Annotated in this window: 9 protein-coding genes; 6 read left to right on the forward strand and 3 right to left on the reverse strand. The window is 64.5% G+C overall.

Annotation, left to right across the window (positions count from 1 at the left end):
• Positions 1–183: hypothetical protein (locus E1263_RS42660; RefSeq protein ID WP_165956574.1), on the forward strand; the 183-nt coding region annotated here is incomplete at its 5' end.
• Between the two features lie 67 nt (positions 184–250).
• The gene (locus tag E1263_RS11200) at positions 251–601 is read left to right on the forward strand and encodes a Uma2 family endonuclease (protein ID WP_132167173.1); all 351 of its coding nucleotides are present in this window, start codon (positions 251–253) and stop codon (positions 599–601) included.
• A gap of 38 nt (positions 602–639) precedes the next feature.
• Here E1263_RS11200 and E1263_RS11205 read toward each other — a convergent pair whose 3' ends face one another.
• Entirely contained in the window at positions 640–1,284 is a 645-nt protein-coding gene (locus E1263_RS11205) for an alpha-ketoglutarate-dependent dioxygenase AlkB (protein WP_132167174.1), read from the reverse strand.
• 89 nt (positions 1,285–1,373) lie between these two features.
• Between E1263_RS11205 and E1263_RS11210 the strand changes: the two genes are divergently transcribed.
• Complete coding sequence (locus tag E1263_RS11210; RefSeq protein WP_132167175.1) at positions 1,374–2,045, forward strand: Type 1 glutamine amidotransferase-like domain-containing protein; 672 nt, start codon at positions 1,374–1,376, stop codon at positions 2,043–2,045.
• Positions 2,046–2,060: 15 nt separating this feature from the next.
• Here the strand turns inward: E1263_RS11210 and E1263_RS11215 are convergent, their stop codons facing one another.
• Positions 2,061–2,384, reverse strand: coding sequence for a YciI family protein (locus E1263_RS11215; protein WP_132167176.1), 324 nt, complete (start codon positions 2,382–2,384; stop codon positions 2,061–2,063).
• A gap of 74 nt (positions 2,385–2,458) precedes the next feature.
• Here E1263_RS11215 and E1263_RS11220 point away from each other — a divergent pair, with 74 nt between their 5' ends.
• Both E1263_RS11220 and E1263_RS11225 read left to right on the forward strand, forming a co-directional pair.
• The gene (locus E1263_RS11220) at positions 2,459–2,848 is read left to right on the forward strand and encodes a VOC family protein (RefSeq protein WP_132167177.1); all 390 of its coding nucleotides are present in this window, start codon (positions 2,459–2,461) and stop codon (positions 2,846–2,848) included.
• A complete protein-coding gene (locus tag E1263_RS11225) occupies positions 2,845–4,221 on the forward strand; it encodes an amidohydrolase (protein ID WP_202868827.1) in 1,377 nt (458 codons plus the stop codon). The genes E1263_RS11220 and E1263_RS11225 overlap by 4 nt, the downstream gene beginning before the upstream one ends.
• Before the next feature lie 250 nt (positions 4,222–4,471).
• Here E1263_RS11225 and E1263_RS11230 read toward each other — a convergent pair whose 3' ends face one another.
• Positions 4,472–7,333: a S8 family serine peptidase gene (locus E1263_RS11230; RefSeq protein WP_238161179.1), complete on the reverse strand. Its 2,862-nt coding sequence runs from the start codon at positions 7,331–7,333 to the stop codon at positions 4,472–4,474.
• Positions 7,334–7,843: 510 nt separating this feature from the next.
• Between E1263_RS11230 and E1263_RS11235 the strand changes: the two genes are divergently transcribed.
• On the forward strand, positions 7,844–14,062 hold the full coding sequence (locus tag E1263_RS11235) for an RHS repeat-associated core domain-containing protein (protein ID WP_165956576.1): 6,219 nt from the start codon (positions 7,844–7,846) through the stop codon (positions 14,060–14,062).
• Positions 14,063–14,223 lie beyond the last annotated feature (161 nt).

A 14,223-nucleotide genomic window follows, 5' to 3' on the forward strand; every position in this document is an offset into this window, starting at 1 on the left:
GTCGCAGCCCTCCTCCTGGCCCTAGGCCGCCCCGGCCCACCCATCTGGCCCGACATAGACAACGAATGGTCCACCGCCGCCGCCCACCTCTGCCACGCCGCCCAAGTCCCCCTACTCGCCTTCTACATAGCCACCTCCGACCACCTCTACCAACCCCTGCTGGCCAACCCACTGGCCGCCTGAGACATGCAAAACTAAGCCGCGTACCGGGAGCGGGAAGGACGATCGATGAGCATCGCATTCGTGGGTCATGTCGGGCCGTGGACCATCGAAGACATCGAGGCAATCCCTGGTGGTCATCGACCGTGCTGCCACAGCAACTGACAACTGGCGATGCCCAAGCGCCGCCGTGCTGCTTGCGGTGGAAATCGTTTCACCTCACACGCAGCCGCAGGATCGGATCATCAAACCCCAGCTCTACGCCGAAGCGGGTATCCATCACTACTGGCGCCTGGAGCCAGACGGCCACCCGCACCTGATCGCATCCAAGCTCAGCAAGGGCAGGTACCGCCGGACGCTCACAGCGCTCGGGGGAGTGGTCTCCACGATCGAGGCGCCTTACCCGATCCGACTGGACCCGGCTGCTCTCGTCCGGCAATAGCCCTGCACAGCTGACCCCGGCTGGTCGACAACTCGCGGTCAGCGGACTCCGCGGGGGCGGAACTGGATGCTGATGCGAGGCCCGATGCGGCCGCTGGCTTTAGGAATGGCGTGCTCCCAGGTGCGTTGGCAGGAACCGCCCATGATGATCAAGTCGCCGTGGCCGAGCGGGTAGCGGATGGTGGAGCTGACCGGGCCGGCCGAATTGCCGGGCCGGGGCCGGAGGGCCAGGACGCGGGGTTCGCCGACGGACAGGATCGCGACCATGGTGTCTTCGTGGTTGCCGCGGCCGATGCGGTCGCCGTGCCAGGCGACGCTGTCGCGGCCGTCGCGGTAGAAGCACAACCCGGCGGTGCGGAACGGCTCGCCGAGCTCTTCGCGGTAGTGCTCGCTCAAAGCGTCACGAGCCTCGTCAAGGATCGGCACCGGAAGGTCATGACTCTCCTCGTAGAAGCAGAGCAGTCGCGGCACGTCCACCACGCGGTCATACATCTGCCGCCGCTCAGCGGCCCAGGGAACATCCCGGACCAACCGCTCGAACACCTGGTCCGCGCCGGTCAACCACCCCGGCAACACATCGACCCAAGCGCCCTGCCCAAGCTCCGCCCGTGTGATTCCATCGAGAGACCCCAACCCGGGATCCTCGAAAGCATCCAGCAACGAGCCCTGAAGATCAGCACCCATGCGAGGGACTGTACCTTAGATTCGAACATATGTTCCCCTCGGATCATGTAACGATGTCTCGTCCGTGGGCCCATCAACCTGGAGGTGCCGTGAAGCTTCTGCTCACATCCGGAGGCGTGTCGAACGACAGCATCCGCGATGCGCTGGTCGATCTGCTGGGCAAGCCGATCTCCGAGTCGCGGGCGCTCTACATCCCGACGGCGCAGTGGGGCCACCCGATGCTGGGACCCCAGTCCGTACGACGCAGCGTCGTCGGCGAGCCGCCGTTCCACAGGCTGACGAGCCTGGGCTGGGCGTCCTTGGGTGTCCTGGAGCTAACCGCGCTGCCCACCATCGGCGAGGAGCGGTGGCTGCCGTGGGTCCGAGAGGCCGACGTACTGCTGGTGGACGGTGGTGACGCGACGTACCTGTCGCACTGGATGCAACAGTCGGGGCTGGTCGACGTCATCCCGACGCTATCCGAGACGGTCTGGGTGGGGATGAGCGCCGGCAGCATGGTTCTGACACCGCGGATCGGTGACGACTTCGTCAGCTGGCCGGACGCGCCGGACGACCGCACGCTCAGCGTCGTCGACTTCTCGATCTACCCGCATCTGGACCACGAGCAGATGCCCGACAACACCCTGGCCAACGCAGAGAGCTGGGCCGCCGACATCGCCGGTCCTGCCTACGCCATCGACGACGAGACCGCCATCAAAGTGACCGGCGGCGGCACCGTCGAGATCATCTCCGAAGGCCACTGGAAGGCCTTCCCCGCCTAGCCGCCGACTGCTAACTCACTGGAACGGCCGGACCTCGATCTTGCGGTCGCAGACCTTCGAAGCCTCGGTGGCCAGCTTGAGTGCTGCATCCAGGTCAGGCGCTTCCCACACCCAGACACCGGCCAGATACTCCTTCGACTCCACGAAAGGCCCGTCGCTCAGCACTGCCTGCTCGCCACGGTTGTCGATCACCGTTGCCGCGCTCGTGTCGGCGAGGCCGCCCGCGAAGACCCAGTAGCCCTCGGCGACCAGCCGCTCGTTGAACTCGCTGATGGCAGCCTGCCGGTCCGTGCTGCCGGGGTTGGCTTTGTCGTCGATCACGGAAACCAGAAACTGCATCCGAAACTCATCTCCTCCGGGTGTCCTGTGGGGAACAATAAGCCAGCGTTCTCACTTCGACCCGGAGGTCCATCATGGCCAGCAAGCTCACCGAGTTGGCGATCGACTGTGCCGACCCGGGCGCGTTGTCCCGCTTCTGGTGCGCAGTCCTCGACTACGAGGTGCAACTCGTCGAGGAAGACCTCATCACGATCGGTTCCCCGGCAGTCCCCGAAGGCCGGAACCGCCCCGGCCCGCTGCCGCCCACGCTGACCTTCGTCTACGTCCCCGAAGCGAAGACGGTCAAGAACCGCATCCACCTCGACGTCAATCCCACCGATCGCGACCAGGACGACGAGGTCCGCCGCCTGATCGACCTAGGTGCGCGCCCCGCCGACGTGGGCCAAGGCAACGACGCGACCTGGGTTGTCCTCGTGGACCCCGAGGACAACGAGTTCTGCGTCCTCGCAGGCCGCCACCCGTGAGCACCTCTGGGAAGGTGCTGATCCGCAACGTCGACGTCCTGCTCGTCCCCTCGACTGGTGAATGCATCATCGCCACCGCCCAGGACATCCACCTGGCTGACTCGCTCATCACCGCCATCGTCCCCACCGGCACCAAGCCGCCCGAACCACCCCAAACAGCCGGTACGACGCCAGTCGCGCCCGTCGAGGCAATCGACGGCACCGGCCTGCTCGCCGTACCGGGCCTGATCAACTCGCACACGCATAGCCCGATGGTGATGATGCGCGGTGCCGCCGAGGATCTGTCGATCGACGACTGGTTCAACCAGCGCATCTGGCCGATGGAGGTGAACCTGACCCCCGAACGCGTTCGCGTCGGCGCCCGCCTGGCCTGCGCCGAGATGCTGCTCGCCGGAGTGACCACCTTCGTCGATCACTACTTCCACGCCGACCAGATCGCCCAGGCCGCCATCGAGTCCGGCATCCGCGCCGACCTCGCTCCGACGTACTTCTCCTCAGTTGGCCCCGAAGGCATCGACGCAGCGATCGCCACCACCCGCGACCTCGCCACCCTGCACCCGCGCATCACCGCCAGCCTCGGCCCGCACGCGACCTACACGGTCTCGGACGACGACCTCCGCCGTACCGCAGATGTCGCCCGCGCCGAAGGCCTCCGCATCCACCTGCACGCCGCTGAGACCGAGGCCCAAACCCAAGCCTCCGTCGACAAACACGGCGCCACCCCGATCGAGATCCTCGACCGCACCGGCGTCCTCGACGCAGGCGCCCTCATCGCCCACGGCTGCGGCATCCGGGCCACCGACCTGCCCATCCTGCAGCGCTACGCCGACCGCACCGCGGTCGCCACCTGCCCCAAGGTCTACCTAAAACTTGCCATGGGCAACGGAACGCCCATCAAGCAACTCCAGGAAGCCGGCATCCCCATCGGCATCGGCACCGACGGCGCAGCAGTCCACAACACCCTCGACGTCTGGGAATCCCTCCGCCTGCTGGCCCTCACCCAAAAACACCAGCAAAACAACGCCGAATCCATGCCGCTGTCCGAAACCCTCCGCCTAGCCACCCGCGCCAGCGCCGCCGCAGCCGGGCAGCCCCACTCCCTAGGCGCCCTAGAACCGGGCCGCCAAGCCGACATCACCCTCCTAGACCTCTCCGCTCCCCACAACCAACCCCTGCACGACCCTCGAGCAGCCCTCGTCTACTCCGTCCGAGCCTCCGACGTCCACACAGTCCTGGTCGCCGGCGAAGTAGTAGTCCGCAACCGCCAGCTAACCAAACTCAACCTCCCCGAAGTCCTAGCCGAAGCCAGCGCTCTAGCCCACACCCTGGTCGACCTGAGCAACGGCGGCACCATCCAGCACTACGCCCCCTGACCCCGCCACAGTCCGGGCGTCAGCGCCCGCCTTGAGCCCCCACCAGGCATCAACGCAGACCGCAGATGACTGAACGGTGCTCAAGGCCTCGCCTCGGTGGCACCTTGTGTCCGCATCAGTCATTTCTGCGGGCTCCAGATGACTGAACGGTGCTCAAGGCCGCCCGTCTTCACTTGTGATGGGCCGGACATGCGTGTACCCCGGCCATGATCGGCCGGGGCACACTCACATCAGCTGTGGATCCTGTGGATCAGGTGATCGTGAGGGTCCGGATGGCGCTGTAGGCCAGGGTGTGGTCGCCGTCGCTCGGGAAGTAGACGCGGTAGGCGATCTTGCCCTTGGCGGTCGGCTTGATGCCGAACGCGTAGGCGCCGGTGGAGCCCAGCTTGGCCGAGCCGGCTGCGGTCCACGTCTTGCCGACGAGGCGCTGCAGCTGGACGGACTTGCCGGAGTGCGCCGGGTTGATAACCCCGCTGAGCTTGGTCGACGAGCCCAGCTTGATCGACGACGGCGACAGCGTCGACGAGATGGTCGGTGTGACCAGGACGGTGATGTCGTTGGTCCGCGTACCCATCAGGTCACCGTTGCCGGCGAAGGTCAGCATGTAGACCGCCGAGTAGCCCGGCTTGAAGGTGTAGCTGACCGTGCCCGTCGAGGACGAGCCCAGCGTGGCCAGCAACTTGAACGCCGTCCCGTTCGCCGGCCGCGAGTAGAGGCTCATCGGCAGCGTCGGGTACGCCTTGCCGTCGATCCCCAGCGTGCTGCCCTTCAGCGTGATCGTCCCGCCGATGTTCAGCTTCGCGGCGGTCGTCGAGATCCCCGACTTCATGCCCTTCAGCTGCGTCGAGTTCCGCGCACTGACCTTGCCGGACCGATCCTTGGCCCAGGCGGCGTAGGTGTAGGTCACTCCCTGGGGGAGCCCGACATTCTGGAAACTCGACGCCGTCCCGGAGTAGACCAGGGTTCCGCTCGTCAACGTCGGTACCGAGGTGCCGTTGAACCGCCGCACGATGATCTGGTCGAGGTCACCGAGTGCCGGGATCTTCCACGACAGGTTCGCCTTCTGGAACGACCCAGTCGCGTCGAACGCCCCAACCGCTGCCGGCGCCAGATCGACCGTCGAGAACACACTGCTGAACGGCGCCAGCGCCGTACCGCCGGTCTCCTGCACACCACTCACAACAATCCGGTACGGCGAGTTGTCGAGCAACGCGGCCGTCGGAGTCAGCGTGACCGTCCGAGTGTCCTCGGCGTACGCCGGTGTCGTCGCGACGACTGCACCGGTCTTGCCGTTGACGAGCTGAACCGTCTGGTCGGTCACCGTCGCCGCGTCAACCGGCCGAGCGAACGTCACCGCGGGCTTGACCCCGACCGGCTGTCCGAGCGAGAGGTTGTTCGGCGTCGCATTGGTCACCGGGTAATCGGTGCCAGCGGCGCTGCCAGCGGTGCCGGCTTCGACCTTGACCGAGTAGGCCCGAGCATCACGAGTGCCGTTGGAGTTGCGCACCGCAATGTAGGTGTCGCCCTCCAACGCACTGACATTGGTTGCCGCGGTCAGCGGCGCCCAGATGGGGTTGCCGTCGCCGTCCGCGTCCGGATAGGCATTCTCGGCAGCGCCGATCGCCTGCAGCTGGCTGTTGTACACGTCGACTCGCGGTGCGAAGTTGGCCCAGCGCACGGACTCGTCGAACTTCGGCCCGGTCACGGAGATCCGCAGGTTCCGCGCGGCGGCTGAGCTCACCTTGTACCAGTCGACGTCACCTTCGGTCACGGTCGAGCCGGCGGCTGTCGTGGTGACAACGGTCGCCCGCGCCGGCTGGTCGTTGTTGTCTGCGGCGGCGACGGGGAAGTCTGTCGTCCACCGGCCGCCGAGTGCGCCGTACGCGTCAAGGACGCCGGCGCCGTAGAACTTGTCGGCACCACGCGGGCCGGCGTCCCGGGCAGCCGACTTGATCCGGGCCTTGATCTGGTCCGGCGTGAGGGTCGGCCACTTGTTCTTGATCAGGGCCGCGATGCCGGACACGATCGGCGCCGAGCACGAGGTACCGGTGCAGTACCAGTAAGGCACGTTCTGCGGAGGGGTCATCGACCGAACACCGGTGCTGAGGATGTCGGTGCCCGGTGCCGCGACATCCACCCAGTCGCCGTACGAGCTGAAGCCGACGAGGTTGCCGCCGGGGTCCGTCGCGCCGACGGTGATGACCTCGGGGTAGGCCGCAGGGTACCGCGGAAGCCCGAGGCCCTGGTTGCCAGCAGCAACCACTATGGTCACGCCCTTGGCGACCGCACGCTTGACGGCGTCGTGCATGATCGTGCTGTCGGTGCCACCGCTCAGCGACATGTTGATCACCTTGGCGCCATGCGCAACGGCCCAGTCGATGCCCTCGACGACGTCAAGGTCGTCACCGCTGCCGTCGGCGCGCAGCACCTTGACCGGCATCGCCTTGACGTTCCAGCCGATACCGGCGACGCCCGCCTTGTTGTTCGCGGCGGCGGCGATGATGCCCAGCGTCATGGTGCCGTGACCGTTGTCGTCGATCGGACCACGGTTCGGCGAGGTGGTGTTGACACCGGGAACCAGGTGCCCCACCAGATCCGGGTGACCGGCGTCGACACCCGTGTCCAGGACGGCGACAACCTGACTGCCGGTCGTCTTCGACACGTCCCAGGCCTGCGGCATCCGGATCGTGTTGAGGTAAACCTTCTGGTCCTCGTCGTAGTACGAGTCGTTCGGGATGGCGTCGATGTGCCGGATGTAGTTCAGGGAGGCCAGCTCGACAGTCGGGTCCGCCTTGGCCTTCTTCAGCAGTTCGGCTGCCGAGTCGGTGCCGGTCACCTTCACGATGTTCGGCGTCAGCGATGCCTCACCGGATGCGCGGAACCGCGACAGCGCGGCGGTCCGGGCCTTGCTCGTCGCACCCGGCTTGAACTTGACGATGACCTGGTTCGGCTGGAACTCGGTCTTGGCGGTCTGTGCACGGGACGTGAAAGCGGGCCGGTACGGCCCCGGCTCGGCCGCGTTGCCGGCAGAACCGGTCAGGACGACCAGCGAGCCGGCGATCATCGCCGCAGGAACGCCTACGCGCACCAAATGGGCAGGGCGGAACTTCAAGGGGACCCCCCCAAGGGTCTCAGAGTGTCAGTGACCGGAGTATCGCAGGATTTCGGTCCACTCCGCCTGCCTGCTGTGATGTCAAAACGCGCAACCCGGGTGTAGGCCACGCCAAGCCGGGGAAAATCGAGCCTTCGCCCGATCCGGACGTATCTATTCGTCGCCGATGGGTTCTGCAGCTTGATGCAAAAGAAGTAACGGAGCGATTGCGCGTAGCGATGAGCGGGTCGCTGGCCAGCTCTGCGATTGCCCGTCGCAGTTGCCGTCCCAGGTCAGCGTGAGCTGGGGAGTCATATGTTTGCCCTGAATCGTTCCCGAGGTTCCCGCCGCCAGAGGTTCTCGCGCGGTGTGGCAGTCGTCGTGTCACTTGCCTTGCTGCTCAGCGGGCAGGAGGCCCTGCAAACGGCTGAGGCTGCGCCGACGGCTGATCCACCGCCCTTCCCGACGAAGGTCGCTTCGAGACCGGATGTGGTTTCGGCTGCGGTCTCAGCACGCTCACAGGGGTCGAGAGTGGAGATCGAATCGCTCCGCTCGGAGACCGAATCCACCTGGGCGAACCCCGACGGCACCATGACGACCGAGGCGCACACCGCGCCGGTCCGGTACAAGAACGCTGCCGGCCAATGGCGTGCGATCGACCTGAACCTCGCGAAAGCCGCTGATGGATCGGTCGCTCCGAAAGGCCACAAGCTCGGACTGCGTCTCGGCAAGCGTGCCGCTGTCGCTGGGAGTACCTTCGCCTCGGCGGCCGCAGGCACGAACCACCGAGTCGACTGGATGTCGCCGTGGAAGTTACCTGAGCCGACGATCGTGGGCACCAAGGCGACCTACGCCGATGTGCAACCTGGGGTCGACCTGACCATGGATGTACGCCGGAACGGATTCGAAACAGACTTCGTCGTCAAGAGCCGTCCGACGACGGCGCCGGTCTGGCGCATCCCACTGCGCGCACAAGGGCTCACCGCTCGTCAGACCAAGAGCGGCTCGATCGAGTTCGTCGACGAGAAGAACGTCGTACGGTCTCGGGTCCCGGTCGCCTACATGTGGGACGCGGCTACCAATCCAGCGACGGGTGACCCGCTGAACAAGACGCTCGTGAAGTTGTCGATCGAGCAGGTGTCACCAGGTCGATTCACGCTGGTGGTCGCTCCCGATGCGCAGTGGATATTGGATCCGGCCCGACAGTTCCCGGTGACCATAGACCCGACTTACGCCTCGGCCACCGTTCTCCCGACCTTCGATACCTTCGTCCAGACCTCAGTCGCGACAGACCTGTCCAGCTGGGTCGACCTGCGGGCCGGGAAGAACGGCACTCACATCGAGCGGACGTTCTTCAACTTCCCGACCGGCGGATTCCACAACAAGGACATCGTCTCGGCGTCGCTGTCGCTCTACCAGTACGGCGCGATGACCTGTACGCCGACCGCCGTCAATCTGTACTCCGCCGGGGGAACATCAACCTCGACGAACTGGGCGAATCAGCCCGCGATGCGCGCTACGGCTTCCGGCGCGGTGACCGTGTCCAAGGGGTTCTCCAGTTCCTGCGCGGCCGGCCGGATCAGCATCCCGATGACAGACCTGGTCCGTGAGTGGGCCGCGGCCACGCAGTACGTCGGAGCCGGCGTCGGTCTGAAGGCCGCCAACGAATCCGACGCCAACTTCTGGAAGCGCTTCGGCTCCAGTGAGTCGTCGACCGACCCCTTCATCTCGTACACGTGGAACCGGCCGCCCGGTGCACCGGCCACAGTGACGCCGACCGAGGCGGTCTCCTACGCGGCTCCCGGCGAAACGACGGGGAACCTCTACTCGCCGACGCTGCGTCCCTGGGTCACGACCAAGGCGACCGATCCGGACGCGAACACCGTCAAGCACATCTTCGAGTTCTACACCGGCAGCGGATCGACCCTGAGCGTCAAGGGCACCTGTACTTCATCCGTCGTCGCCTCGGGCGCCACCTCCGGCTGCCGCCCGGCAGCCGATCTGCCGGACAACACCCTGCTGTACATTCGGGCGAAGTCCAATGACGGCCGGGCCGACGGTCCTTGGGTGGGCTACAACCAGCGGCTGCGCACCGCGGCGACGGCTCCGCAGACGCCGACAGTTTCCTGTCCGGCGCCGTACCTGAACGGAACGTGGCAGGACGATGCACCGGCTGAGGATTTCCAATGCACGGTGACTGCGCCAGGCAACGGATACAACGCACCTGGGTACCTCCACGTCACCCGGCTTGCGAATTTCTCGACCGACGGGCGGCCGGGTACCTCGACCGAGACCGTGAAGATCACGCCTTCCAGCGATCCCCTGGTTGCGCGGTATTCGTTCGTCGTCCACAAGACCCGCGGCGGTCTCTACCAGATCTCCGCTCAGGCCGAGAGCCCGTCTGGCAAGCTGTCCGCGACGTCGGACATCTACAGCTTCGGTTGGGGCAAGGCGACGATGATCTCGCCGGCCCCGAACGAGACGACAGTCGCGACCGGCAAGCTGAAGATTGTGGCGTCCGGCCCGCCGCGTCTGCAGTCACCGGTTCCGACGGCCAAGGTCCGCTGGCGGGTGTCGGGGTACGGAAGCGCCGACGAAACCAATGGCTGGAACGAGGACTCAGCCGAGCTGTCGGTTGCCGATCAGCGGGGCCTGAGCGTGCTCGTACAGGGAGAGTGGGACACGGCTTCGGCCAAGACCGACGCCTTCCTGGACTCGAACCCTGAACTGGCCGGAATCCAGCCGACAACGCTGAACCCGAATCATCCGGTCCAACTCGATGTCCAGGTCTGCCTCAACTACAGCAATGTGGTCCAATGCACCTGGTCGCAGTCACCGAAGACGACCGTTCAGCGGGTTCCGCATGCCTTCGACGATCAGTTCCCGGTGGAAGATGCCGGACCGGGATCGGTATCACTCTGGACCGGCGAGTTCACCACCCAGGCGACCGATGTCTCTGTCCCCGGCTACGCGGGTGATCTGTCGATCTCGCGTACACATGCGTCGTATGGCGACGAGGCTGACGGCCCGGAGGCTGTCTTCGGTCCCGGCTGGGTCGCCGAGTTCGATGGTGCGGATGCTGGTGGTGGGGGGTTACGGGTCGTGGACTCCAGCCGCGTCGACGGCACACTGGCACTCGTTTCCGGCGATGGGACCAGCCTGATCTGGAAGTCTCCTACCGGCGGACGCCGGGTGGTGGAGTTCTCCTCCGGTGTATGGCAGCCCGCTAACGACGATACCGGGACCAGCGGTGCCAGGTTAGTGGTCAGCGGCACTGGCCTCGCCACGAAGATCACCTACACCGATGAGGAAGGCGCAGTCACAACCTACTTACCCCTCGACGCGCCCTCGCCGTTCGCTCCGACCCGATTCCGCGTCAACACGATCGCGGAGCCAGGTGTCGAGTCGAAGACCAGCTTCAGCTACGACGACTCCGGCCGGGTACTGCGCATCCTTGCGCCTACTCCGCCTGGAGTTGCCTGTCCGGCGGCAGGCGTGCTGAACCCCGGCTGCCGTGCGCTGCGTTTCGCTTACGGCACGGATGGGCCGACAGCGAATCGGCTAGTCGATGTCTGGCTCGACATCTACAACCCGAACAAGACCGGCGGTGCCTCCATGGACGCCGTACAGGTCGCGCATTACGTGTATGACGGTAACGGCCGTCTTGCGTCGGTCACCGATCCGCGGTCGAGTCTCACAACCGAGTACACCTACAACTCGGCGAATCAGCTCACATCGCTCAAGCCGCCGGGGCAGATCCCATTCAAGCTGAATTACGTCCAGGCAGGCTCGCAGGCAAAGCTGAACACTGTCACCCGCGACCGTCCTGCCGGCGATTTGGCGGGCGGAACAGCCACACTCGGCAAATACGTCTACGACATCCCACTGTCAGGCGGCGGGTTGCCGGATCTCTCGGCTGCCTCCGTGGCTCGGTGGGACCAGAACGCCGTACCGGCCAAGGCCTATGCAACGTTCAGTGCCGACCACGTCCCGGCAGACCCCCCGAACGCAGACGATTGGCAGTACGCCACGCTCCAGTACGCCGACGACAACGGCAATGTTGTGAACACCGCGGATTACGGCGCCGGCGCTTGGCAACTGACCGCCACCGACTACGACGGTCAAGGCCATGCCGTCCGAGAACTGGACGAGCGCGCACTGCGACTCATCCTCGATGGCACGGTGCCGCCTGCAGCGGCGAACCAGTACGCGACGATCACGAAGTACAACAACGACATCCTGAATGTTACTCAGGACAGGGTGATCACACCGGCCGGCACCCTAATCACCGATGTTTTCGAGCCGGCTCGTTGGGCCGTCTTGAAGGATGGCTCCACTCGCTGGGCGAGGAAGCACCTCCACACGGCATACGATGAAGGAGCTCCGGACCAGGGCATCAACCCGGACACCGATACGCCGTACCGATTGGTGACGAGCGAGACCGTTTGGGCCAACGACGCAGCGACCGGTGCCGACATCGAGAAGTTCAGTCAGAAGCTGACCAATTATGACGCGCCGGTCAGCGGCGACGGCTCGTTGTGGAGGCTCGGTCAGCCCGGGAAGAGCGCCACCGACGCCAACCTGAACGGCGCTATGGATGCTGGTGACATCACGTCCGTAACTCGATATGACGCTGAAGGACGCATAGTCGAGACTCGTCAGCCGGGCTCGAACGGCGCAGACGCTGGAACGTTCAAGACGGTCTATTACACCGCGGCAACGGCCACTCCCGCCGCTTGTGGTGGAAAGGGGCATTTGGCCGGGCTTGTTTGCCAGGCGGGGCCTGCCGCCGTTCCGAGTTCAGGGCAGCCGTTGCCGACGACGACAACGGCGTTGTATGACTATCTGTTGTCGCCTACTTCGACCGTCGAGACCTCCGCCGGTGTGACGCGGACGAGAACCACGAGCTACCTCGCAGACGGTCGGGTCAAGACGACCAAGCTCGTTGTGGCTGGATTGTCTGGCTCGAAGCCGAACAGTGAAAAGGAGACGACGTACGACGCCGCAACTGGCCTGCCCACCAAGGTCACCGCACGCCAGACCGACGGGGCAATCAGCACAGTGACGACCGGCTACGACGGGTGGGGCCGCAAGACCAGCTATCAGCCGAGTGGCGACGGTGTCACGACTACGAACTACAATGCCACCGGCGATATCGCGTCGACGATCGATTCGAACGGATCGACCAGATACACCTACGACGGCGCTGACGTACTCGGACGCAACGAACATCGAGGATTGGTCACCAAAGTCGATGTCGAGGTGGCTGGCATCACCTTCACCTCAGCCGGTTCGTACAACGCGGCTGCCGATTTGACGGTTCAGAAGTTGCCTGGCGGTGTGTCCCAAATAAGCGAGTTCGACAATGCCGGAGAGCAGACCGGGCTCCGGTATACAGGCAAGGTGACGACGACGAATGGCGACGGCACCACCACGGTCGATCCCAATGGAGCATGGCTGTCGTGGTCACTTGAAAGGGACGTGTCCGGACGCATCATCCATGAATGGACACCAGACGGTGCCGCGTTCCAATCCGCAACGCCATACGATCGCGGTTATGTCTATGATGCGGCAGACCGCTTGATCCAGGTCCGCGACCGCACCGGGACGGCGTCGGCTGAAGGTGAATCATGCCAGACCAGGTCTTACCAGTACGACGTCAGCAGCAACCGCCGCAGTAAGGCAACTGCTGACGTCGCTGACGGTGCCTGCCCAACCGGTGGGGGCGTGGTCGAGAACCGTGACTTCGACACGGCGGATCGGCCATCGACGCACACCTATGACCAGTTCGGCCGAACCACTTCAATTACCGCAGCCGACTCTCCGAAGTCAGGCGTCGGGGCGACGAGCATGGCATATTACGACAACGACATGGTTCGAAGCGTTGCTGTCGGTTCAAGCACGACCACATATGAGTTGGACGCCGCAGACCGTCGAGCCAAGGAAACTACGGCGATCGCCGGTGGCGCAACAACGACAATTACCAGTCACTACAGCGACGAGTCGGACAATCCCGGTTGGGTAGAGACAGTTTCGGGCCCGCGCCGCTACGCGGTATTGGCGGACGGTTCCCTTGGCCTCACCATCGACAATGAGAGCGTCGAACTCGCCTTGGTGAATCCGCACAACGACATTGTCACCACTGTCGAGGTTCCGCCGGGGAGTGCTGTCGCCGAGACGCTGGGCGGATGGAATAAATTCGACGAGTTCGGTGAGGGTTCAGGCGATGGTGTGTCGACCGGTCCGATGGACTATGGCTGGCTGGGTGGTGCACAGCGTGCAACCACTCCGTCAGGCCTCACGCTGATGGGGGCAAGAGTCTACAACTCCGCCACCGGCACGTTCACGTCGACCGATCCTGTGCGCGGCGGTAATGCCAATGCCTACAATTATCCCGCGGATCCGATCAACCGCTCGGATATCACCGGAAAGCAGAATGATAAGGGTTCGGGGGGTGGTGGCGACCGTGGGAAGACTTCGTTAAAGCAGAAAAAGAAGGCACTGAAATGGGCTAAGAAAGTTATGAAGAGAGCCAAGAAGATTCTAAAGAAGGCCAGGAAATCGCCTGGTGCGAGACGGAATCTCACTATGTGCTACGCAGCCATCGCCGCCGTCGGAGTTGGCGTATTTGGAGTCGCCGCCGGCATCGTTTTCCTAGCTGCCGCTATCGGGTTAATCCTCTTGATTGTGTCGGTGGTTGAATTGCTGATTGCGTTGGTAGCGTTCTATGAGAAATGTGTTTGGATCTAATGGGTATCCTATTTGAAGTCAATCGACGGGGTAATCCTATGCATCCGATAGCTTCTGGCTTATTCGTTGTCGTTCTAGCTGCGATGGTTGCTATTTTTCGATCGTTTATGATCGTGGCGATCGGAGCCGCCGCGGTCGCCTTCGCACTGGGAAGTTTCGTG

Origin of the sequence: Kribbella antibiotica (genome assembly GCF_004349055.1) — a bacterium.
GTDB classification, from domain to species: domain Bacteria; phylum Actinomycetota; class Actinomycetes; order Propionibacteriales; family Kribbellaceae; genus Kribbella; species Kribbella antibiotica.

Excerpts from the sequence above, each read along its gene's own strand:
- E1263_RS11200 (WP_132167173.1), top strand. The coding sequence starts at position 251 with ATGTCGGGCCGTGGACCATCGAAGACATCGAGGCAATCCCTGGTGGTC.
- E1263_RS11205 (WP_132167174.1), bottom strand. The coding sequence starts at position 1,284 with ATGGGTGCTGATCTTCAGGGCTCGTTGCTGGATGCTTTCGAGGATCCC.
- E1263_RS11215 (WP_132167176.1), bottom strand. The coding sequence starts at position 2,384 with ATGCAGTTTCTGGTTTCCGTGATCGACGACAAAGCCAACCCCGGCAGC.
- E1263_RS11220 (WP_132167177.1), top strand. The coding sequence starts at position 2,459 with ATGGCCAGCAAGCTCACCGAGTTGGCGATCGACTGTGCCGACCCGGGC.